18 protein-coding genes and 1 pseudogene are annotated in these 20692 nt (G+C 70.4%); 15 read left to right on the top strand and 4 right to left on the bottom strand.

What is annotated here, in order from left to right; translation table 11 throughout:
* Positions 1 to 5 precede the first annotated feature (5 nt).
* From argH to ACMYLB_RS17565, 3 genes are all read left to right on the top strand, one after another.
* Positions 6 to 1406 (top strand): argininosuccinate lyase, encoded by a 1401-nt coding sequence (gene argH, locus ACMYLB_RS17575; protein WP_415908249.1) that lies wholly within the window; start codon positions 6 to 8, stop codon positions 1404 to 1406.
* A 115-nt stretch (positions 1407 to 1521) separates the two neighbouring features.
* A complete protein-coding gene (mutL, locus tag ACMYLB_RS17570; protein WP_415908248.1) occupies positions 1522 to 3342 on the top strand; it encodes a DNA mismatch repair endonuclease MutL in 1821 nt (606 codons plus the stop codon).
* A gap of 130 nt (positions 3343 to 3472) precedes the next feature.
* Positions 3473 to 5968 carry a glycogen/starch/alpha-glucan phosphorylase gene (locus tag ACMYLB_RS17565; protein WP_415908247.1) on the top strand — a complete coding sequence of 832 codons (2496 nt, stop codon included), beginning with the start codon at positions 3473 to 3475 and terminating at the stop codon, positions 5966 to 5968.
* Positions 5969 to 6102: 134 nt separating this feature from the next.
* Here ACMYLB_RS17565 and ACMYLB_RS17560 read toward each other — a convergent pair whose 3' ends face one another.
* On the bottom strand, positions 6103 to 6618 hold the full coding sequence (locus ACMYLB_RS17560; protein WP_415908246.1) for a thermonuclease family protein: 516 nt from the start codon (positions 6616 to 6618) through the stop codon (positions 6103 to 6105).
* A gap of 119 nt (positions 6619 to 6737) precedes the next feature.
* Here ACMYLB_RS17560 and proB point away from each other — a divergent pair, with 119 nt between their 5' ends.
* The 5 genes from proB to ACMYLB_RS17535 all read left to right on the top strand — a co-directional run bounded on the left by proB (position 6738) and on the right by ACMYLB_RS17535 (position 11048).
* Entirely contained in the window at positions 6738 to 7508 is a 771-nt protein-coding gene (gene proB / locus ACMYLB_RS17555; RefSeq protein ID WP_415908245.1) for a glutamate 5-kinase, read from the top strand.
* Positions 7509 to 7510: 2 nt separating this feature from the next.
* On the top strand, positions 7511 to 8794 hold the full coding sequence (locus ACMYLB_RS17550; RefSeq protein WP_415908244.1) for a glutamate-5-semialdehyde dehydrogenase: 1284 nt from the start codon (positions 7511 to 7513) through the stop codon (positions 8792 to 8794).
* An 83-nt stretch (positions 8795 to 8877) separates the two neighbouring features.
* Complete coding sequence (locus ACMYLB_RS17545) at positions 8878 to 10377, top strand: YdbH domain-containing protein (protein ID WP_415908243.1); 1500 nt, start codon at positions 8878 to 8880, stop codon at positions 10375 to 10377.
* Between the two features lie 102 nt (positions 10378 to 10479).
* Positions 10480 to 10683 (top strand): hypothetical protein, encoded by a 204-nt coding sequence (locus tag ACMYLB_RS17540; protein ID WP_415908242.1) that lies wholly within the window; start codon positions 10480 to 10482, stop codon positions 10681 to 10683.
* Complete coding sequence (locus tag ACMYLB_RS17535) at positions 10680 to 11048, top strand: YdbL family protein (protein WP_415908241.1); 369 nt, start codon at positions 10680 to 10682, stop codon at positions 11046 to 11048. Before ACMYLB_RS17540 ends, ACMYLB_RS17535 begins: the two co-directional genes overlap by 4 nt.
* A gap of 115 nt (positions 11049 to 11163) precedes the next feature.
* Here the strand turns inward: ACMYLB_RS17535 and ACMYLB_RS17530 are convergent, their stop codons facing one another.
* The 3 genes and pseudogenes from ACMYLB_RS17530 to ACMYLB_RS17520 form a co-directional block, all read right to left on the bottom strand.
* Positions 11164 to 11940 carry a helix-turn-helix domain-containing protein gene (locus ACMYLB_RS17530; protein WP_415908240.1) on the bottom strand — a complete coding sequence of 259 codons (777 nt, stop codon included), beginning with the start codon at positions 11938 to 11940 and terminating at the stop codon, positions 11164 to 11166.
* A gap of 88 nt (positions 11941 to 12028) precedes the next feature.
* On the bottom strand, positions 12029 to 12241 hold the full coding sequence (locus ACMYLB_RS17525) for a DNA translocase FtsK (protein ID WP_415911108.1): 213 nt from the start codon (positions 12239 to 12241) through the stop codon (positions 12029 to 12031).
* Between the two features lie 382 nt (positions 12242 to 12623).
* Positions 12624 to 14447: pseudogene (locus ACMYLB_RS17520) on the bottom strand (DNA translocase FtsK 4TM domain-containing protein); the annotation flags it as partial.
* Between the two features lie 211 nt (positions 14448 to 14658).
* Here ACMYLB_RS17520 and ACMYLB_RS17515 point away from each other — a divergent pair.
* The 7 genes from ACMYLB_RS17515 (at position 14659) to ACMYLB_RS17485 (ending at position 20678) form a co-directional block, all read left to right on the top strand.
* Entirely contained in the window at positions 14659 to 15609 is a 951-nt protein-coding gene (locus ACMYLB_RS17515) for a type I phosphomannose isomerase catalytic subunit (protein WP_415908239.1), read from the top strand.
* Positions 15610 to 15675: 66 nt separating this feature from the next.
* Positions 15676 to 16257, top strand: a complete 582-nt coding sequence (locus ACMYLB_RS17510) for a nucleotide exchange factor GrpE (RefSeq protein ID WP_415908238.1) — start codon at positions 15676 to 15678, stop codon at positions 16255 to 16257.
* Positions 16258 to 16259: 2 nt separating this feature from the next.
* A complete protein-coding gene (gene dnaJ / locus ACMYLB_RS17505; RefSeq protein WP_415908237.1) occupies positions 16260 to 17438 on the top strand; it encodes a molecular chaperone DnaJ in 1179 nt (392 codons plus the stop codon).
* Positions 17439 to 17663: 225 nt separating this feature from the next.
* The gene (locus ACMYLB_RS17500) at positions 17664 to 18416 is read left to right on the top strand and encodes a flagellar hook-basal body protein (protein WP_415908236.1); all 753 of its coding nucleotides are present in this window, start codon (positions 17664 to 17666) and stop codon (positions 18414 to 18416) included.
* A gap of 129 nt (positions 18417 to 18545) precedes the next feature.
* Positions 18546 to 19325, top strand: coding sequence for a flagellar basal-body rod protein FlgG (flgG, locus tag ACMYLB_RS17495; RefSeq protein ID WP_415908235.1), 780 nt, complete (start codon positions 18546 to 18548; stop codon positions 19323 to 19325).
* A 5-nt stretch (positions 19326 to 19330) separates the two neighbouring features.
* Complete coding sequence (flgA, locus tag ACMYLB_RS17490) at positions 19331 to 20041, top strand: flagellar basal body P-ring formation chaperone FlgA (protein ID WP_415908234.1); 711 nt, start codon at positions 19331 to 19333, stop codon at positions 20039 to 20041.
* Entirely contained in the window at positions 20013 to 20678 is a 666-nt protein-coding gene (locus tag ACMYLB_RS17485) for a flagellar basal body L-ring protein FlgH (protein ID WP_415908233.1), read from the top strand. Before flgA ends, ACMYLB_RS17485 begins: the two co-directional genes overlap by 29 nt.
* The last annotated feature ends 14 nt before the right edge of the window (positions 20679 to 20692 follow it).

The raw sequence follows: 20692 nt of genomic DNA, 5'->3' as shown, positions 1-20692 counted from the left end.
CTCCTATGGCAAAGAAAGCCCAAGCCACGTGGGGCGGTCGGTTCTCGGCGGGTCCCGCCGAGCTGATGCTCAAGTTCAGCGAGTCGATCTCCTTCGACGCGCGCCTCGCCCCGTTCGACATCCAGGGCAGCAAGGGCCACAGCGCGATGCTCGCGCACGTCGGCATCCTCACCGCCAAGGAGCGCGACGCCATCCACGCCGGCCTCGACGCCATCCGCGCCGAGATCGAGGCGGGCAAGTTCACCTGGAGCACGCAGCTCGAGGACGTGCACATGAACATCGAGCAGGCGCTGACCAAGCGCTGCCCGGCCGCCGCCAAGCTCCACACCGCGCGCAGCCGCAACGACCAGGTCGCGACCGACATGCGCCTCTACTTCAAGGCCGCGTGCACCGACCTCGTCCAGCGCATCGACGCCGCCCAGCGCGCCATCCTCGCCGTCGCCGAGGCCAACCCCGACGTGCTCATCCCGGGCTACACGCACCTGCAGCGCGCACAGCCGGTCTTCGTCGCGCACCACCTCTTCGCCTACCTCGAGATGCTCCAGCGCGACGCCGAGCGCTTCGCCGTCGTGCAGGACCACGCCAACTGGTGCCCGCTCGGCTCCGGCGCCATCGCGGGCACGACGCTTCCGATCGACCGCGAGTTCAGCGCGAAGCAACTCGGCTTCATCGACGACGCCGGCCGCCCGCGCGTCACGCAGAACAGCATGGACGCCGTCAGCGACCGCGACCTCTACATCGAGTTCGCCTCCGCCTGCGCGCTCGTCGGCGTGCACCTCTCGCGCATGGCCGAGGACCTCATCCTGTGGATGAGCGCCGAGTTCAAGTTCGTCGACCTGCCCGACGCGTTCTGCACCGGCTCGAGCCTGATGCCGCAGAAGAAGAATCCCGACTCGATGGAGCTCATCCGCGGCAAGTCGGCGCGCCTGCAGGGCAACCTCCACACGCTGCTCACCCTCGCGAAGGGCCTGCCCCTGACCTACAACCGCGACCTGCAGGAGGACAAGCCGCCGGTGTTCGACAGCCACGACCAGACCGCGATCTGCCTCGAGGTGCTCGCGGGCACGTTCGCCGGCATGAAGTTCCACCCCGAGCGCTGCGCCGCCGCGGTCGCCGATCCCGCGCTGCTCGCCACCGACCTCGCCGACTACCTCGTGCGCGCCGGCGTCGCCTTCCGCGAGGCGCACCACGCCGTCGGCGCCGTGGTGAAGCTCGCCGAGCAGAAAGGCGTGCCGCTCGACCGGCTCAGCGACGCCGACGTCGCCGCCGTGCACCCGAAGTTCGGCCCCGACTGGTCCGAGTCCTTCATCCTCGCCAAGGCGATGGCCCGCCGCACCGGCACCGGCATGCCCGGTCCCGCGCAAGTGAAGCGCCAGCTCGCCCGCTGGAAGAAGCTGCTCGGCTGATTTCCATGTCTATTCACGGCGTGGTCGGTAGGGGCCGTTGTCCCAACGGCCCTCTCTCGTGAAGGGCGGTTGAGGACAACCGCCCCTACCGACGAAACATCTTTTCGCACCCCCCATGCCCCGCATCCGCGTCCTCTCCGATCGCGTCGCGAACCAGATCGCGGCGGGCGAGGTCATCGAGCGTCCCGCGGCGGTGATCAAGGAGCTGGTCGAGAACTCCCTCGACGCCGGCGCGACCCGCATCGAGGTCGAATTCCGCCACGGCGGCCGCAGCTACCTGCGCGTCGAGGACAACGGCTGCGGCATGTCGAAGGACGACGCGCTGCTCTGCCTCGAGCGCCACGCCACCAGCAAGATCGTCGAGACCGCCGACCTCGACACGCTCGGCTCGTTCGGCTTCCGCGGCGAGGCGCTGCCGTCGATCGCGAGCGTCTCGAAGTTCGAGCTGCAGACCCGCCCGGCCGACGCGGCGGCGGGCACCGAGGTGCTCGTCAACGGCGGCAAGCTCGTCCACGTGCGCGAATGCGGCGTCGCCCCCGGCACGCGCATCACGGTCACCCACCTCTTCCACGCCGTGCCCGCGCGCCGCAAGTTCCTCAAGAGCGACGCCACCGAGTCCGCTCACATCATCCAGACCGTGCGGCTCTACGCGCTGGCCTGCCCGCAGACCGCGTTCACGCTGGTCGAGGATGGGCGCGTGCTCTTCCAGTCGCCCGCCTGCACCACGCTGGAGGACCGCGTGGCGGAGATCTTCGGCCGGCAATTCACCGCCGACTCGCTCGCGGTCGACGCCAGCGACGAGGGCCTGCGCCTCACCGGCCTGATCGGCAAGCCCGGCGTGTCGCGCGCGGCGCGGCACGAGATGATCACCTTCGTCAACCACCGCCCGGTCGACAGCCGGACGCTGAACTACGCCCTGATCGAGTCCTACACGACCTCCCTGCCGAAGGGCCGCTATCCCGTCGCGGTGCTGTTCCTGGAGATGAATCCGGCGGCGGTCGACGTGAATGTCCACCCGGCGAAGCGCGAGGTGCGCTTCCGCAGCGAGGGGCAGGTGCGGGGCTTCGTCATCCGCACCGTGCTCCAGCGCCTGCGCGAGTTCGGCCTGGGTGCGCCGGTCGTGGAAACGCCGGGCCCGGAAGCCGCGGCGCGCAGCGCCGAGCGCTTCGCGGAGTGGCAGCGCGTCAGCACTTTCGCCCCGCCGCCGCCGAGTCCGAGTGCCGCGGTCGCGAGCGCGCCGGTGCCGGCCTTCGCCCCGCGCCCGGAGGTCGCGGGCAACCTTGCGCCGCCGCCGGCGGCGGCGTCTCCGGCAATCCGCCCTCCTCATTCCGAAATCCGCCTTCCGCCCGGCGCGTCGCGCCTGGCGGGCTGGCGCTTCCTCGGCACGGCCCACGGCGACTTCGCGCTGTTCGAGTCGCCGGCGGGCGTCGTGATCGTCGACCGCCGCGCCGCGCACGAGCGCGTGTGGTTCGAGCGGCTGGTGGCGCAGTTTGCCACCGGCCAGGTCGAGAGCCAGCGCCTGCTCTTCGCCGTGCCGGTGGAGCTCGATCCGGTCGCCAGCGCGATGCTGCTCGACCGGCTGCCGTGGCTCGCGCGCCACGGCGTCGACGTCGCCGAGTTTGGCCGGAATTTCTTCCGCATCGAGGCGATGCCGTCGTGGCTCGAGCCCGAGGGCGCCGAGCGGTTCCTGCGCGACGTCCTCGCGCTGATGCGCGATGGCCGGCTCGACGAGAAGAACCCGCGCCTCGCCGAGGACGAGTTCGCGCGCCTCGCCGCGCAGAAGGCCGTGCGCCTGCCCGACACGATCTCCGAGGCCGACGCGCTCGCGCTGGTCGCGCAGCTTTTCGCCTGCGCGCAGCCGCACACCAGCCCGCAGGGCCGCCCGACGCATTTCGAGCTCAGCCGCGGCGAACTGGCCCGCCGCTTCCAGCGCTGAGGCCGGCGGCGACGGCTCCGCCCTGCGGGCGGAGATTTCTTAGTCCTCGCGGAAAATTCCGACCTGACACACTCCCAGCAGGAATCGCGCCTTGCGCCGCCGTGCGCTTCGGCCCTTGGATTTGGCCGCCATGTCCGCGCCCTCCCCCGCCAAATCGAAGTCCAAGTCCGCCCGCAAGGCCCTCAGCCCGGAGGCGGCGAACTTGCAGCGCTCCATCCTGCATTACCTGAAATACAAGATGGGCCGCGACCTCGAGTCGGCCACGCGCCGCGACTGGTGGATCGCCACCGCGACGGCCATCCGCGACCGCATGATCGAGCGCGGGCTCGATACCTACAAGGCGCACCGCGTCGGCAACGTCCGCCGCCTCTACTACCTCTCGCTCGAATACCTCATCGGCCGCCTGATGCTGAACAACCTCATCAACCTCGGCCTGCACGAGCCGCTGGTGGAGGCGCTCGCCGACGTCGGCCAGGATTTCGAGGTCGTCCGCGCGCAGGAGGAGGACATGGGCCTCGGCAACGGCGGCCTCGGCCGCCTCGCCGCGTGCTACCTCGACTCGCTCTCGACCATGGACCTGCCGGCGGTCGGCTACGGCATCCACTACGAGTTCGGCCTGTTCCGCCAGGAGTTCGTCAACGGCCACCAGGTCGAGCACCCCGACAACTGGCTCATCTACGGCGCGCCCTGGGAGCTGGTGCGGCCGGAGTTCACCCAGCCGGTGCGCCTCTTCGGGCGCTGCGAGCAGATCTTCGACGACCGCGGCAACTTCCAGTGGCGCTGGGTCGACACCAAGACGATCCTCGGCTTCCCCTTCGACATCCCCGTCGTCGGCTACGGCACCAAGACCGTGAACATCCTCCGCCTGTGGGCCTCGAAGGCCACGGAGGACTTCGATCTCAAGACCTTCAACGACGGCGGCTACATCGAGGCCGTGCGCGAGAAGGCCTACGGCGAGACGATCTCGAAGGTCCTTTATCCGAACGACAAGACCGAGAACGGCAAGGAGCTGCGCCTCGTGCAGCAGTATTTCTTCGTCACGTGCTCGCTGCGCGACATCATCCGCCGCCACTTCTCGAATCCGGCGAACGGCTGGGACAACTTCGCCGACAAGGTCGCCATCCAGCTCAACGACACGCACCCGGCCCTCGCCGTGGTCGAGCTCATGCGCATCCTCCTCGACGAGGAAGGCATGGCCTTCGAGCGCGCCTGGGGCATCGTGACCCAGGTCTTCGCCTACACCAACCACACGCTGCTGCCCGAGGCCCTCGAGCGTTGGAGCGTGCCGCTCTTCCAGCGCGTGCTGCCGCGCCACCTGCTCATCGTCTACCAGATCAACGATCACCTCATGGCGCTCTGCGAGGCGAAGTGGCCCGGCGACAACGAAAAGAAGCGTGTCATCTCCCTGATCGAGGAGGGCGGCCCGCGCGCCGTGCGCATGGCCAACCTGTCCGTCGTCGGCTCCTTCGCCGTCAACGGCGTGGCCGAGCTCCACACCCGCCTGCTGCGCGCGCAGCTCTTCCCCGAATTCGACGCCCTCTACCCGGGCAAGTTCATCAACGTCACCAACGGCATCACGCCCCGCCGCTGGCTGCGCGCCTGCAACCCGCGCCTCTCCGCCCTCATCAACTCCAAGATCGGCGACGCCTGGCCGCGCGACCTCGACCAGCTCAAGAAGCTGGAGAAATGGGCCGACGACCCGAAGTTCCAGGACGAGTTCATGGCCATCAAGCGCCTGAACAAGCTCGACCTCGCCGCCATCATCAAGCGCGACTGCGGCGTCGACGTCTCGCCCGATGCGCTCTTCGACGTCCAGATCAAGCGCCTGCACGAATACAAGCGCCAGCACCTGAACCTGCTCCACATCCTCGCGCTCTACCGCCGGCTGGTGCAGAACCCCGACCTCGACCTCGTGCCGCGCGTCTTCGTCTTCGCCGCCAAGGCCGCCCCGGGCTACGACCTCGCCAAGGCCATCATCAAGTCGATCAACGCCGTCGCCGCGCGCGTGAACCACGACCCGCGCGTCAACGGCAAGCTGAAGGTCGTCTTCCTGCCCAACTACCGCGTCTCGCTCGCCTCGCGCATCATCCCCGCCGCCGATCTCTCCGAGCAGATCTCCACCGCCGGCAAGGAGGCCTCCGGCACCGGCAACATGAAGCTCGCCCTCAACGGCGCGCTCACCATCGGCACGCTCGACGGCGCCAACGTCGAGATCAAGGAGGAGGTCGGCGACGACAACATCTTCATCTTCGGCCTGACCGTCGAGGAGGTGCAGGCCCTCCGCGCCCGCGGCTACAACCCGTGGGACTACTACCACGCGGACGAGGAGCTCCGCGCCGTGCTCGACTGGCTCGGTTCCGACTACTTCGTGCCCGGCGAATCGCCCAACCTCCCCGCGATGGTGCGCGCCAGCCTGCTCGAGGGCGGCGACCCCTACCTGGCGCTCGCCGACTTCCGCGCCTACTGCGACGCGCAGGCCAGGGTCGACGCCGCCTACCGCGACCGCCGCCGCTGGGCGCGCATGGCCATCCTCAACACCGCCCGCGTCGGCAAGTTCTCCAGCGACCGCTCCATCGGCGAATACGCCGACAAGATCTGGAAGCTGAAGCCCGTCACCGTCGCCTGAGCGCCGGGCCCGCCAACCGTTCCCGCCGCGGAGCGCCGCGCGGCGGGCGCCCGCGCGCGCCGGCCGGGTAGGGGCCGCTGTCGCCCAAGGCCCTTCCGTCCCGCGCCGTCGCGGGCGCCACCCCTTCCCGCGGCCTACTTCCGGTTCTGCTCCCGCCACCGCCACGGCGGCACCGGCGCCTGGTCCTGCCACAGGCCGGACCTCTGCTCCCGCGCCCGGCGCTCGAGCGACTCCATCACGCCGTCCCGCGGATAAAGCCGCCGATACCACCACGCCCAGCCGGCCGCCACGAGGTCCTCGTTGAGCGAGCGGCCGCCGCGATACGTCACCTCGCCGACGAGACGGCCGTAGCGGTCGAGCGACTTCGCCGTGATGCGCACCTCCGCGCCGAGCACCTTCGCCTCGGTGAACCGCCGCGCCTGTTCGCCGCGCTCCTGGTGCAGCTCCGGCGCGTCGATCCGGGCGAGGCGCACCTCGTGGATATCCGGCCCCTTCTGCACCTCGAGCGAGTCGCCGTCCTTCACCTTCACGACGCGCGCCGAGAACTCCCGCAGGCCCGCCGGCGCGCGGCGGGTGCGGGCCTCGAGCGCGGGAGCGCACGCCAGCGCCACGCCCAAGCCGAACCACAGCGCGCGCGACGGGACTTTCACCGCCGGGCAGCGTAGCGGCGCGGCGCCCGCTGCCGAGCCCGAAGGTGACCGTCCGGCCCGGGACTATGCCACCATTCGCCCTTGCCGGGGGCGGCGGCGCGGGCGAATTTCCCGCTCCCATGGCTGCGCGCGCGCAACGCATCATCCTCAAGTTCGGCTCCGGCATTCTCACGAATCCGAAGGGCAATGCGCTCGACCGCCGCCAGTTCGCCCGCCTCACCGCCGAGGTCGCCGCGCTTGTCCGCGCCGGGCACGAGTGCCTCATCGTCTCCTCCGGCGCCGTCGCCGCCGGCATGGCCGCCCTCGGCCTCGCCGAGCGCCCGCAGGACCTCGCCGCCAAGCAGGGTTGCGCCGCCGTCGGCCAGGCGCGCCTGATGCAGCTCTACGCCGCGATGTTCGCGCGGCACCGCCTCACCGTCGCGCAGCTGCTGCTCACCCACGGCGACCTCGACAGCCGCACCAGCTACGCCAACGCCCGCAACACGCTCGCGCAGCTCTTCGCCCGCCGCGACGTCGTCCCGGTCATCAACGAGAACGACTCCGTCGCGGTCGAGGAACTCAATTTCGGCGACAACGACCGCCTCTCCGCCGAGGTCGCGCTGCTCGTGCAGGCCGACCGGCTCTTCCTCCTCACCAGCGTCGACGGCGTGCTCGACGCCGACGGCAAGGTCGTCTCCGAGGTGCGCGACGTCGCCCGCGTGGCCGGCCTCGTCCGCCAGGAGAAGGGCCGCCTCTCCGTCGGCGGCATGACCACGAAGCTCCAGGCGGTGAAGATCGCCGCCCAGGGCGGCGTCCGCGCCCAGATCCTCAACGGCCGCACGCCCGGCCTGCTCCAGGCCGCCCTCGCCGGCGAGCGCGTCGGCACCGTCTTCCCGGCGCGCCGCGCCTGACCATGGCCGAGCTCGCCCAGACGATCCGCGAAATGGGCCGCCGCGCTCGCGCGGCGGCGGCGCCGCTCGCGCTCGCGTCGCGCGCCGACAAGGACCGCGCCCTGCGCGCCATGGCCGACGCACTCCTCGCCGCGCGGGATGAAATCCTCGCCGCCAACGCCGCCGACCTTGCGGCGGGCGAGCGGGCTGGCCTGTCCCGGGCGCTGCTCGACCGCCTGCGCCTCGACGAGCCGCGCCTCGCCGCCATGGCCGACGGCGTGCGCGCCGTCGCCGATCTGCCCGATCCCGTCGGCCGCGTGCAGCGCGAGTGGACGCACGCGAACGGCGCGCGCTTTTCCCGGATCTCCGTCCCGATCGGCGTCATCGGCATCATCTACGAGTCGCGGCCCAACGTCACCAGCGACGCCGCCTCGCTCTGCCTCAAGGCCGGCAACGCCGTCATCCTCCGCGGCGGCTCCGAGTCGCTGCGCACGAATCTCGCCGTCGCCGCCGCGCTCGCGCGCGGGCTCGCCGCCTCCGGCCTGCCCGCCGACGCCGTGCAGCTCGTGCCCGTGGCCGACCGCGAGGCGGTGAAGCACCTCGTCGCGCTCGACGAGTTCGTGAACCTCATCATCCCGCGCGGCGGCCGCGGCCTGATCGAGGCGGTCGTGGCCAGCGCCCGCGTCCCGGTGATCAAGCACTACGACGGCATCTGCGCCCTCTACGTCGACGCCGCCGCCGACCTCGCGATGGCGGAGAGCATCGCGCTCAACGCCAAGTGCCAGCGCCCCGGCGTGTGCAACGCCATCGAGACGCTCCTCGTGCACCGCGCCGTGGCCGATAAATTTCTCACGGCTGCCGGCCGCGCGCTGCTCGAGCGCGGCGTGCAATTGCGCGTCGACGCCGCGGCCCGCGCCGCGCTCGGCCCAACGCTCAACTCTCAACACTCCACTCTCATCTCGACGGCGACCGCCGCCGACTTCCGCACCGAGTTCCTCGACCTGATCCTCGCGGTGAAGGTCGTCGACGACCTCGATGCCGCCATCGCCCACATCGAGGCGCACGGCTCGCACCACAGCGACGCGATCGTCACGGCCGATGCCGCGGCGGCGGAGCAGTTCCTCAACCGCGTCGACAGCGCCACCGTCTACTGGAACGCCAGCACGCGCTTCACCGACGGCGGCGAGTTCGGCTTCGGCGCGGAGATCGGCATCAGCACCGACCGTCTGCACGCCCGCGGCCCGATGGGCCTCGAGGAGCTGACGACCTACAAATACGTCATCCGCGGCGACGGCCAGGTCCGCTAGCGCGCCGAGACTCGGCGGCGGGGACCGGCGGCGTTTCACCTGCCGCATCGACAACGCGCCGCGCATCGGCAAATTTCGCGCCCATGTCCGCCACCGCCCTCACGTCCCGCCGCTGGACCCGCTGGGTGCTGGCGGCGTGCGTCGTCGTGGCGGCGGGAGTGGTGCTGGCGCGCCGGCCGCTCACCGGCGCGGCGATCGCCACCTCGCTGCGCATGGCGGGTGCGGGCGACGTGACCTTCGACGTCACGCGTTCGTCGCCGTGGGCGGTGGAGCTGGCGAACCTCGGCTTCCGCCTGCGCGCGCAGCGCTTCGACGCCAAGCGCGTGACGCTCGCGCGCGCGCATTGGTGGTCGCCCTCGCTCGGGACGGTCCGCGTCGAGGGCGCGCGGGTGCCCGTGACGCTCGACGGCTCGGACACGAATCCCTGGCAATGGGCGACGTATGCCGGCGACCCGGACGCGAGGCCGGCGGCGGCCCTGGCGTTGCCGGTGGAGGAGGTGAGCGTCGACGGCGTGCTCGTGGTGCATGCGGCGGGGCAGGCGGAGCAGGACGTGCGCGTGCAGTTCGCCGCGCAGCAGGCGGGCGGCGCGCGCTGGACGGGCCGCGTGCAGGCGACCGCCCCGGGTTTCGCGGCGCAGCTCGAGGGCGAGTTCGACCCCGGGAAAGGCGCGCTGCAGTTCCGCGCCACCGAGGCGGAGCTCGACCTGGCGCGCTGGCAGGGCTTCATCAGCCAGATGGTCGTGCTGCCCGGCGGCAAGTGGGAGCTCGCGGGCAAGCTGCGCGGCCACGCCACCGGCGGCTACGGCGACGGCAAACTCACGCTCGCCGGCGACGTCGAGCTGAGCGAAGGCCGCTTCGTCTTCCCGCAGCGCAACGTCACGGCGGACGGCGTCACGGCGAAGTTCCGGTTTCGCGATCTCGAACGGTTCGTCTCCGAGCCCGGCGAGGTGCGGGTCGCGGCACTCACGGCGGGCGAGATCAAGGCGACGAACCTCGAGCTGCAGCTCGCCTTTGACACGGTCGAGCACGTCACGGTTTCGCGGGCGACGCTCGAGGCGTTCGGCGGCCGCCTCGCGGCGGAGCCGTTCCAGGTTTTCCCGCGCCAGAACGAGCTCGAGGCGGTGCTGCTGGTCGACGGGCTGGGGGTCGAACAGTTGCTGGCCCTGGCCCAGGACGTGCCCGCGCAGGCGACGGGGCGCGTCGACGGCCGCCTGCCGCTGCGGATCGACAGCGCCGGCATCCGGCTCGGCACGGGCTGGCTGCAGCTGAAACGGGGCGTCTACGCGGAGGTGCAGTTCAACGCCAACGGCCTGCTCACGCGCGGGGTGGCGCCGGGCAGCGCGCAATACGCGGTGATGAAGAAGATCGAGGCCGGCCTGCTGCGGTTGAAGCTGGCCGAGCTGCGGCTCGACGTCCGGCCGCCGAACGCGCCCCCGGGGCGCTCGGCCACGATCCACCTGGCGGGCGAGCCGGTCGACCCCGAGGTCAAGGCGCCGGTCACGCTCGACCTGAACGTCAACGGCCCGCTCGAGAGCCTGCTCAACCTCGGCCTGAACGGCCGCCTCAACCTGGGGGGCAAGTAGGCGCGCCCGGGGAACCGCGCGCGGCGCCGGGGGACTAAGGCGGGACGAACCGATGAAATATTCCGGCGTGACGCCGCGTCGAATAACCCAACCCTCCCGCTCATGAAACGTCCCCTGTTCCTCGCGGCCGCAGCCGTCCCGCTCCTGCTCGGCGGGTGTCTCAGCGTCCGCACCGAACCGATCGAGGTGAAGCCGATCCACATCACCGTCGACGTCAACGTGAAGGTCGAGCGCGCGCTGGAGGATTTCTTCGGCGGCCTCGACGCCAAGTCCGCCACCACCACTCACGAGGAGAAAAAACCATGATCGCCCGCATTCTTGCCGCCTGCCTCGCGCTCTGCGCGCTCACGCTCACCGTCTCCGCCGCGGAGTCTGCGGCCGCCATCCGCCAGCGCATGGAGCAGCGCCTCCCGCAGCTCGACGACCTCAAGGCCCGGGGGGCGATCGGCGAGAACAACCGCGGCTTCGTCGAGGTCCGCGCCGCCGCCGGCAACGCCGCGGCGCTCGTCGCCGACGAGAACCGCGACCGCGAGGCCGTCTACGCGCTCATCGCCCAGCAGACCGGCGCGACCGCCGAGTCCGTCGGCCGCGCCCGGGCCAAGCAGATCGCCGCGAACGCCCGCAGCGGTGTCTGGGTGCAGGACGAGGGCGGCGCGTGGAAGAAGAAATGACGCGCGGCGCCACGGCGCCCGCGGCGGACCGGCGGTGACCGCGCTTGGGGCGCGGTGCGGGTCCGACAAAGCAAAAGGCCGGCTGACGCCGGCCTTTCCTTTTTCGGGGTCGGCCTCAGCGGCGCGGGACGACCGGCACGCGGAATTTCATCATCGGTTTGACCGAGTCCGGCACGCTAACCGCCGCGCCGTTGATCTCCATGCGAATGCGATCGGGGTGCTCGGCGATGATGATGAGGTCGCGCGAGTAGTTGAAGCTGCGGGTCTCGCCGCGGTTCATGGCGTATTTGCCGTCGAGAAAGACCACGCTGTTGTCCTCGTAGGCGACCTTCACGCGCGTCGGCTCCGTGACGATGAGGGTGAAGGTGGCCTCGTTCTGGGACATCGGCTCGAGCGTGCCGCGGGCGGGGGCGTTCTCCGCGGCCGTCTGCTTCGGCGCGGTCGGGCGCGGCTCGGTGCGGCTGGAGAGGACGTTGATGAGCAGCACGACCACGACGACGAGGACGAGCGCGCCGCCGCCGAAGAGGGCGTATTTGAGCATCACCGGGTCGAGGCCGTTGCCGCCGCCGCTGCTGCGGGGCGCCGGCTCGCTGCTCTCGCCGCCGATCTCGACGCGGCCGTAGTTCTCGCGCGTCTCGCGCCGCGGGGCGCGGCCCTGGTCGGCCATCAGCGTGTCGAACTCCGCCACGACGCGGGCGGGATCGAACTCGAGATACTTGGCGTAGGTGCGGAGGAAGCCGCGGATGTAGAGCGGCGGCAGGTCGAAGTCGAAGGAGTTGGCCTCGAATTTCTGGAGGTAGTCGCCACGGATCTTCGTGGCTTCCGCCGCTTCGCGGATGGAGAGGCCTTTGCGTTTGCGCGCTTCCTCGAGTCGTTCGCCGAGCGTCTGCATGGGGGACTTATTTAAGGTTGGAAGTGGGTTTGAAAGCTTAAAGCCGGTCAGCGGCGGCGCCGGAGGAGGCCGGCGCGGCGCGGTGCGCTCAGGGCTCGTAGGTGTCGAGATCGACGAGGATCTCGCGCGGGCTCGAGCCGTTCTCGGGGCCGACGATGCCCTTGTCCTCCATCAGGTCCATGATGCGGGCGGCGCGGTTGTAGCCGATGCGGAGCCGGCGCTGCATCATCGAGGTGGAGGCGCGGCGCGTGGACTTGAGGACGTCGAAGGCCTGGCGGAACAGGTCCTCGTCGTCGCCCATGTCTCCTTCGCCCTCGCCGCCGTCGCCGTCCTCGTCTTCCTCGCGGGCGGCGCGGTCGATCTGCTGCTGGACGGCCTGGGCGTATTGCGGCGGACCGTTCTTCTTGAGGAACTCGACGATCTCGGCCACCTCCTCGTCGCCCACGAAGGCGCCCTGCGCGCGCACGATGCGCGAGGTGCCGGGCGGGGTGAAGAGCATGTCGCCGCGGCCGATGAGCGTCTCGGCGCCCTTGCCGTCGAGGATGGTGCGGGAGTCGACCTGCGAGGCCACCTGGAAGGCGATGCGCGAGGAGGTTGGCCTTGATCACGCCGGTGATGACGTTCACCGACGGGCGCTGCGTGGCGATGATGAGGTGGATGCCGGCGGCGCGCGCGAGCTGGGCGAGGCGGGCGATGCTCGTCTCGATCTCGGCCGGCGCGATCATCATGAGGTCGGCGAGCTCGTCCACGATGGCGACGATGTAGGGCAGGCGGTCCGGGATCTCGATGTCGTCGGGGGCGACGCCGGCGAGCTCGGCCTGCTGCTCGGGCGGCGGCTCCACGGGCTTGTCCTTCTTGCGGTTGTTGAAGCCGGAGATGTTGCGGACGTTGACCTTGGCGAAAATCTGGTAGCGCTGCTCCATCTCGCCCAGCAGCCACTTGAGCGCGGCCGGCACCTTCTTCGGCTCGGTGACGACCGGGATGAGCATGTGCGGGAGGGAGTTGAACACCTTCAGTTCAACCACCTTCGGGTCGACCATGATGAGGCGGACGTCCTTCGGGCTCTTCGAGTAGAGGATCGAGGCGACGATGGAGTTGATACAGACCGATTTGCCGGAGCCGGTCGCGCCGGCGATGAGCAGGTGCGGCATCTTCGTCAGGTCGGAGACGAGCGGCTTGCCGGAGACGTCTTTGCCGAGGGCGATGGGCAGCTCGGCCTTGGCGTGCGCCCAGTCCTCGCTCTCGAGGATCTCGCGCATGCCGACGGGCGTGGGCTTCTGGTTCGGGACTTCGACGCCGACGGCGGCCTTGCCCGGGATCGGCGCGAGTATGCGCACCGACTGGGCGCGCATGCCGAGCGCGATGTTCTTGTCGAGGCCGGAGATTTTTTCGACGCGCACGCCCGGCGCGGGCACGACCTCGTAGCGCGTGATGACGGGGCCGACGTGGATCTCGCCGAGCGAGACCTCGACGCCGAATTCGCCGAGGATGCGGAGGAGGTTCTCCGCGTTCTGCCGGTGCTCCTCGACGGAGTTGGCGGCGTCGAGCTTCACCTGCTCCTTCAGGAGCGTGAGCGGGGGGAATTCGTAGTTCTTGTCGTCGGTCTGCGGGAGGACGACCTTGGCCTTCTTCGTCTCCTCCGGCTTGACGATGTTGAGCTCGATCTTGCCGGCGGCGGCGACGGCGAGCTCCTTGGGGTCGGTCGCGGTGGGGGCGGGTTTGGCCGGCTTGGCGGGGAGCGCGGGCTTGGCCGGCGGCTCGGCCTCCGTCACCGGGGCGCGCGAGCCGGGCTTGGGCGCCTCGGCGAGCGGGTCCTCGGATTTCGGCACGATGGCCTTCTTCGACGGCGCGAGCGGCTGCGGGGCGGGGCCCGGGCGCGCGGGCGCGGCGGGCGCCGCGGCGGCGGCGACGGCCGCGGCCTTCTGCTTCGCGAGCTCCTCCTTCTGCTTCCGGCGTTCCTCCACCAGGGCGGCGGCGAGCGCGGCGCGCTTCTTGCGCCACTCCTGGAAATTGTTGAGCAGCTTCTCGAACTCCGCGCCGATGTCGCGTGTGAAGATGAACACCATGCTCGTCACGTAGATGGCCGTGAGCAGGAAGAACGAACCGAACCCGCCGAAGGTGGACTCGAAGAAGCCGTCGTAGAGCGCCTTGCCGGTCCAGCCGCCCGGGCCGGACGGATAGACTTGGCGGTTCATGAACGCCAGGCCCTGCATCGCCAGCAGCGGCGCGCCGGAGGCGAAGGAGAAGAACATCGCGATCAGCCGCGTGCCGGTGAGGTGGCGCGAGCTGCGCAGGTAGGTGAAGGCCAGCCAGAGCAGGAACACCGGGATCAGCCACGCCGCGCCGCCGAGGAACTTGAAGCTGAAGACGGAGAGCACCACGCCGACGTCGCCCACGGGGTTCTTGTCCGCGGGCTGGATCGGGATCTGCTGGATCCGGCCGTTGATGACCTCGCTGCGGCCGCCCGCCTGATCGAGGTAGTTCTGGCTCGGGGCGAAGAACGCCATCGCGACGAGCACGAGGATGCCGAGGATGGCGCACAGCACGAAACCACCCCAGTTCGGGCGATGGCGCGGCGCCTCAAACGACGGGTTGCTGTCCTTGGGATTTGTGCTCGCAGCTTTGGCCATTTCGTTGCCTTTAGAGACGTGTAGCGCGCACGAGGGTCAATGTAAATTCCCCGTTCCGCGCGCAGCGCGCCACCCTCCCTCAACGACGATGTCCTTCCTCCGTTTCGAACCGATCTTCCAAGAACGCGTGTGGGGCGGCCGCGCCCTCGCCGACTGGCTGGGCCGCGCGCTGCCGGCCGGCCGGCCCATCGGCGAGAGCTGGGAGATCGTGGACCGCCCGGAGGCGAACTCCGTCGTGCGCGGCGGGGAGTTCGACGGCAAGACGCTGCGCGAGGTCATCGAGGCCGCCGCCGGCCGCGTGATGGGCCCGGAGTGGGAGCGCACACGCGTCTTCCCGATCCTGGTCAAGTGGCTCGACTGCCGCGAGCGGCTCAGCCTGCAGGTGCACCCGCCGGCCTCGATCGCGCTCTCGCTCGGCGGCGAGCCCAAGACGGAAAACTGGTTCGTCGCGCGCGCCGAGCCCGGCGCGGCCGTGCTCGCGGGCCTGGTCGACGGCGTCGATGCGGACCAGTTCCGCGCCGCACTCGCGGACCACACCGCGGAAAAGCTCCTCCGGCGCCACGAGACGCGCGCGGGCGACTCGATCCTCATCCCCAGCGGCGTCATGCACGCGATCGACGCCGGCAACGTCATCCTCGAGATCCAGCAGAACTCCGACACCACCTACCGCGTCTACGACTGGGGCCGCCTCGGCCTCGACGGCAAGCCGCGCCAGATGCACGTCGAGCAGTCGCTGGCCTGCCTCACGGCCAACCGTGCCCCGGCGCCGCGCCTGCTCCGCGCGGACGAGCCCGGCGACGTGCTGGCGGATGGCGCGGAGTTCCGCCTCCGCCGCGTCCGCCTCGCGCGCGGCGCGCGCCTCGAGCTCGCCGGGGGCGAGCAACCGCGCCTCCTCTCGGTGGTCGAGGGGCGCCTGGCCGCCGGCGACGACGCCGTCGGACGCGGCGAGAACGTCCTGTTGCCCTTCGCGACGGCCTTCGCCTTCACCGCCGCCGAGGACACGGTGGCGCTGATCACCGAGAACTTCGCCCGCACCTGACCGCCGGCGCCGGGCCGCGCCGCACTTGAAAAGCGCCGCGGCTGTGCCTACTTTCCGCCGTTCCGCATGAGCGAAACCAGCCCAACCGAGACTCCGACCCCTCCTCCGCCCGCGACCGAGCCGGCGGCGACGAAGCCCGCCGACGCCGCCAAGCCCGCGCCGTCCGCCGACGAGCTGCTGGCCGCCGCGCGCGCCGAAGCCGCGGCCGCGCAGGAACGTTACCTGCGCTGCGTCGCGGACCTGGAGAATTTCCGCAAGCGCACCGTCCGCGAAAAGGACGAGTTGCGGCAGTTCGCCGCCGCCAGCGTGGTCGAGGACCTCATCCCGATCCTCGACAACCTCGGCCTCGGCCTCGCCGCGGCGAAGCAGCAGAGCGGCGACGCGAAGTCGATCGTCGACGGCGTCGGCATGGTGCTGGAGCAGTTCAAGGGCGCGCTTGGCCGCCACGGGTTGAAGGAGATCAACCCCGTCGGCGCGGCTTTCGATCCGCACCAGCACGAGTGCATCGCACACCAGCCGGACGCGAAGGTCGCCGAGGAGAAGGTCATCGCCGTGGTGCGGCTCGGATACGCGCTGAACGGCCGCCTGCTGCGGCCCGCCTCGGTGATCGTGTCCAGCGGCCCCGCCCAGCCCGAGACGAAGGCCTGACCATGGCGTCCACGAAGAAGGAAGACTATTACGAGCTGCTCGGCGTCGCGAAGGGCGCCTCGGAGGAGGAGCTGAAGAAGGCCTACCGCAAGAAGGCCGTGCAGTATCACCCGGACAAGAACCCGGGCAACAAGGAGGCGGAGGAGATGTTCAAGAAGGTCTCCGAGGCCTACGAGGTGCTGAAGGACCCGCAGAAGCGCGCGGCCTACGACCAGTTCGGCCACGCCGCCTTCCAGCAGGGCGGCATGGGCGGCGGGCGCGGCGCGGGCGGTTTCCCGGGCGGCGGCGGCGGCTTCCACGATCCGTTCGACATCTTCCGCGAGGTCTTCGGCCAGGGCGGGGGAGGCGGCGGCGGCGGCATCTTCGACGATTTCTTCGGCGGCGGGGGCGGCAACGGCGCGGGCGGGGCCGCGCGCGGCTCCGACCTGCGCTACGACATCGAGATCTCGCTCGAGGAGGCCGCGCACGGGGTGGAGAAGGAGATTTCCTTCCGCCGCCTCGGCACCTGCGCGCACTGCGACGGCAGCGGCGCCGAGCCCGGCTCGAAGCGCACGACCTGCCCGACCTGCCGCGGGGCGGGGCAGGTGACGACGTCGCGCGGATTCTTCCATGTCCGCCAGGTGTGCCCGACCTGCCACGGCAGCGGCGCGCGCTTCGAGCGCGTCTGCGCCAAGTGCGACGGCGAGGGCCGCGTGCAGGAGACGACGAAGATCAACGTCCGCATCCCGCCCGGCGTCGACACCGGCTCGAAGCTCCGCTCCGGCGGCAACGGCGAGGCCGGGGTGATGGGCGGCTCGCCCGGCGACCTCTACATCGTCGTGCACGTGAAGGAGCACGAGATCTTCGAGCGGCAGGGCGACGACCTGTTCACGGAGATCCCGATCAAGTTCACCATCGCCACCCTCGGCGGCTCGATCGAGGTGCCGACGCTGCAGGGCAAGGCCACCTTGAAGATCCCCGCCGGCACGCAGTCGGCCACGACCTTCCGCCTGAAGGGCCGCGGCATGCCGCACCTGCGCGGCGGCGCGCACGGCGACCAGCTCATCCGCGTGCACGTCGAGGTGCCCACCGCGCTCAACAGCGAGCAGCGGAAGAAGCTCGAGGACTTCGCCCAGGCCTGTGGGGACGCCGACCAGCCGGTGGCCAAGAGCTTTTTCGACAAGGCGAAGAAGTTTTTCTGACGCGCCCGCGTCCACGTGCCGATGTTCAAGCCGCACCCCTCCGGTGCGGCTTTTTTGTCGCCGGGCAGATTTTTCCGAAGCGGCGGCAAAGATTGCCGGACCGGGCGAGGGCAGGGGAGGCGGCCCGGCGCCGCCCGGACGGTCGAATTTTTTAATTCGTTGGCGGGCGCCAGCTAATGGGGCGCCCAAAATCGTTGGCACCGCCGTTGCTTTTTGCGAGGCCGGATGAACATCGGTCTCTACCAAAGCGCCTCTTCCATGTCGGCCCTCGAACGCTGGCAGGACGCGACGTCGCAGAACATCACCTCTGCGCAGACGACCGGTTACCGCAAGCGCACCGTCCAGTTCTCCACCGACATCGCGGGCAAGTGGAACATCCGCCCCGACGCCAAGAACGCCGGCCCGGAGAACGAGCACGCGGTGCTCTTCACCCACGTCACCACCGGCATCAACTTCATGACCGGCGAGACGCAGCCCACCCGGCGCGAGCTCGACGTCGCGATCCAGGGCGACGGCTTCTTCGAGATGGACGGTCCCGGCGGCCAGAAGCTCTACACGCGCAGCGGCGAGTTCCGCATGACGCCCGAGCGCACGCTCGTCGGCGCCGGCGGCCTCCCGGTGCTCACCGAGGGCGGCAACCAGATCACCATGCTGCCGGGCGGCGGCTCGATCACCATCAACCGCGACGGCACCATCTTCCAGGGCAGCACCGCCCTCGGCAAACTCTCGGTCCAGAAGTTCTCCAACCCCGGCGCGCTCATCCCGACCGCCGGCGGCATGTTCGTCGCCGGCGCGACCGCCGGCAAGGAGGCCGTGGCCGAGCCCGAGCTGATGCAGGGCTACCTCGAGCAGAGCAACGTCCAGCCGCTGCGCGAGATGGTCGACCTCGTCCTCATCTCCCGCGCCTACGAGGCGAACCAGAAGATCATCACCACCGCCGACCAGCAGATGGAGAAGACCCTCCAGGCCCTCGGCTGATCCCCGCTGCGACCCCGCCGCCATGAATTCCCCATATAGACAACCGCTATCACGACTGCATGGCCGCGCCCGGTGTGGGGCCGGGCCGGCCCCAGTCGTGATGCGGATGGTTTTCCAACCCCGCCGCGCATGAACCTCTCGCTCTACTCGGCCGCCACCGGCATGGAGGCGCAGCAGCTCAACCTCAACACGATCGCGAACAACCTCGCGAACGTGAACACCCCGGGCTTCAAGCGCAGCAAGATCGAGTTCCAGGACCTCCTCTACCAGAAGCCGCGCGCCTCGGGCTCCGATTCCGGCGGCGGCAACCTCGTCCCCACCGGCATCGAGGTCGGCAACGGCTCGCGCGTCGCCGCGACCTCCAAGGTCTTCACCCAGGGCCAGCTCACCAACACCGGCGAGAAGCTCGACATCGCGATCCAGGGCGACGGCTTCTTCGAGGTCCAGCGCCCCGACGGCACCATCGGCTACACCCGCGACGGCTCGTTCAAGCTCAACGCCCAGGGCCAGGTCGTCACCATCGACGGCATGCCGGTGCTCAGCGGCATGCAGACGATCCCCGCCGGCGCCAACGTCACCGTGTCCGAGGACGGCCAGGTGACCGTGCAGTCCGCCTCCGGCACCACGAACTTCCGCCTCACGCTCACGCGCTTCGCCAATCCCGCCGGCCTCCGCTCCATGGGCGGCAACCTCTACGAGGAAACCGGCGCCTCCGGCACGCCCGAGACCGGCAACCCCGGCGAGAACGGCTTCGGCCGCACCGTGCAGGGCTACATCGAGGCCTCGAACGTGAACATCGTCGAGGAGATGGTCGCGCTCATCGTCGCCCAGCGCGCCTACGAGATCAATTCCAAGTCCGTGCAGTCGTCCGACGAGATGCTGCAGAACGTGGCCAACATGAAGCGCTGACCGCCATGCGTCACCTCGCCGCCGTCCTCTCGCTCCTCCTCGCCGTCGCGCTCCGCGCCGAGGCTCCCGCCGACGCCCCCGTCGCCGCGCCGCTCGCCCAGGAAGCCTTCGCCGCCCTGCTCACGCGCGATCTCGTCACCCATTTCAACCTCGAGGGCGACCTCCAGCTCGAGTTCCTCCGCCCCTGGACCCCGCCCGAGCGCGTCGCCCGCGATTGGCAGGTGCAGATCACCGAGTATCCCTCCGTCGCCGCCTCCGCCCTGCTGCTGCGCTGCCGCATCCTCGCCGACGGCCAGCCCCTCGGCGAGACCACGCTCACGCTCCGCGCCGCGCTCTGGCGCGACGCCTGGGTCGCCCGCCAGCCGCTCACCACCAACACGCCCTTCGACGCCTCCCAGCTCGAAACCCGCCGCGTCGACCTGCTCCGCGAGCGCGACGCGCTGCCGGCCGCGGTCGGCGACCGCTCCTTCAATTTCGTCCGCGGCGTCCAGGCCGGCCGCCTCCTCACCTGGCGCGACATCGCCCGCCGCCCCCTCGTCAAGAAGGGCGAGATGGTCGAGGTCTCGGCCGCCGACGGCATGCTCGTCGTCACGATGAAGGCCCTCGCCATGCAGAACGGCGCCCAAGGCGAGGTCGTGACCGTCCGCAATCTCGATTCGAAGAAAGATTTCTCCGCGTTCGTCATCGATGAAAACCGCGTCCAAGTCCGCTTCTGAGCTCCGCGCCGCCGGCCCGTCCGGACTCGGCGCCGCCGCCCTGATCGCGCTCCTCGCGTTCGGCAGCGCCGGCGCGGACGCGGCCTCGCTCTGGACGGCCGAGGCGGGCAATCGCGGCATGTTCGCCGACCGCAAGGCCTCCCGCTCCGGCGACATCCTCACCATCGTCGTGATCGAGAGCGTCGCCGCCACCAACACGCAGAGCAAGTCCTCCACCCGCAAGTCCGCCATCGAGGACGCCGTCAGCCAGTTCATGTTCTCCGTCGCCGCCAGCAAGCTCGGCACCCACAACGGCGAGCTCCCCGCCACCAACATCACCGGCAAGGGCGACTACTCCGGCGGCGGCCAGACGGTGAACAACCAGTCGCTCAGCAGCCGCGCCGCCGTGCTCGTCACCGACGTCATGCCCAACGGCAACCTCGTGATCGAGGGCGTGCGCGTCGTCACCTTCTCCGGCGAGACCCAATACGTCGTCCTCCACGGCCTCGTGCGCCCGGACGACATCGCCGCCGACAACACCGTCTTCTCCTCCAACATCGCCGACGCCCGCGTCGAGTTCGTCACCGAAGGCGCGCTCACCGACGCCCAGAAGCGCGGCTGGCTCTCCAAGCTCTACGAAAAACTCCGCCCGTTCTGACGCGATGTAAACTG

The organism is Oleiharenicola sp. Vm1 (genome assembly GCF_047777955.1).
GTDB lineage: Bacteria > Verrucomicrobiota > Verrucomicrobiia > Opitutales > Opitutaceae > Didemnitutus.
This window is presented reverse-complemented; position numbering and strand designations above follow the sequence as displayed.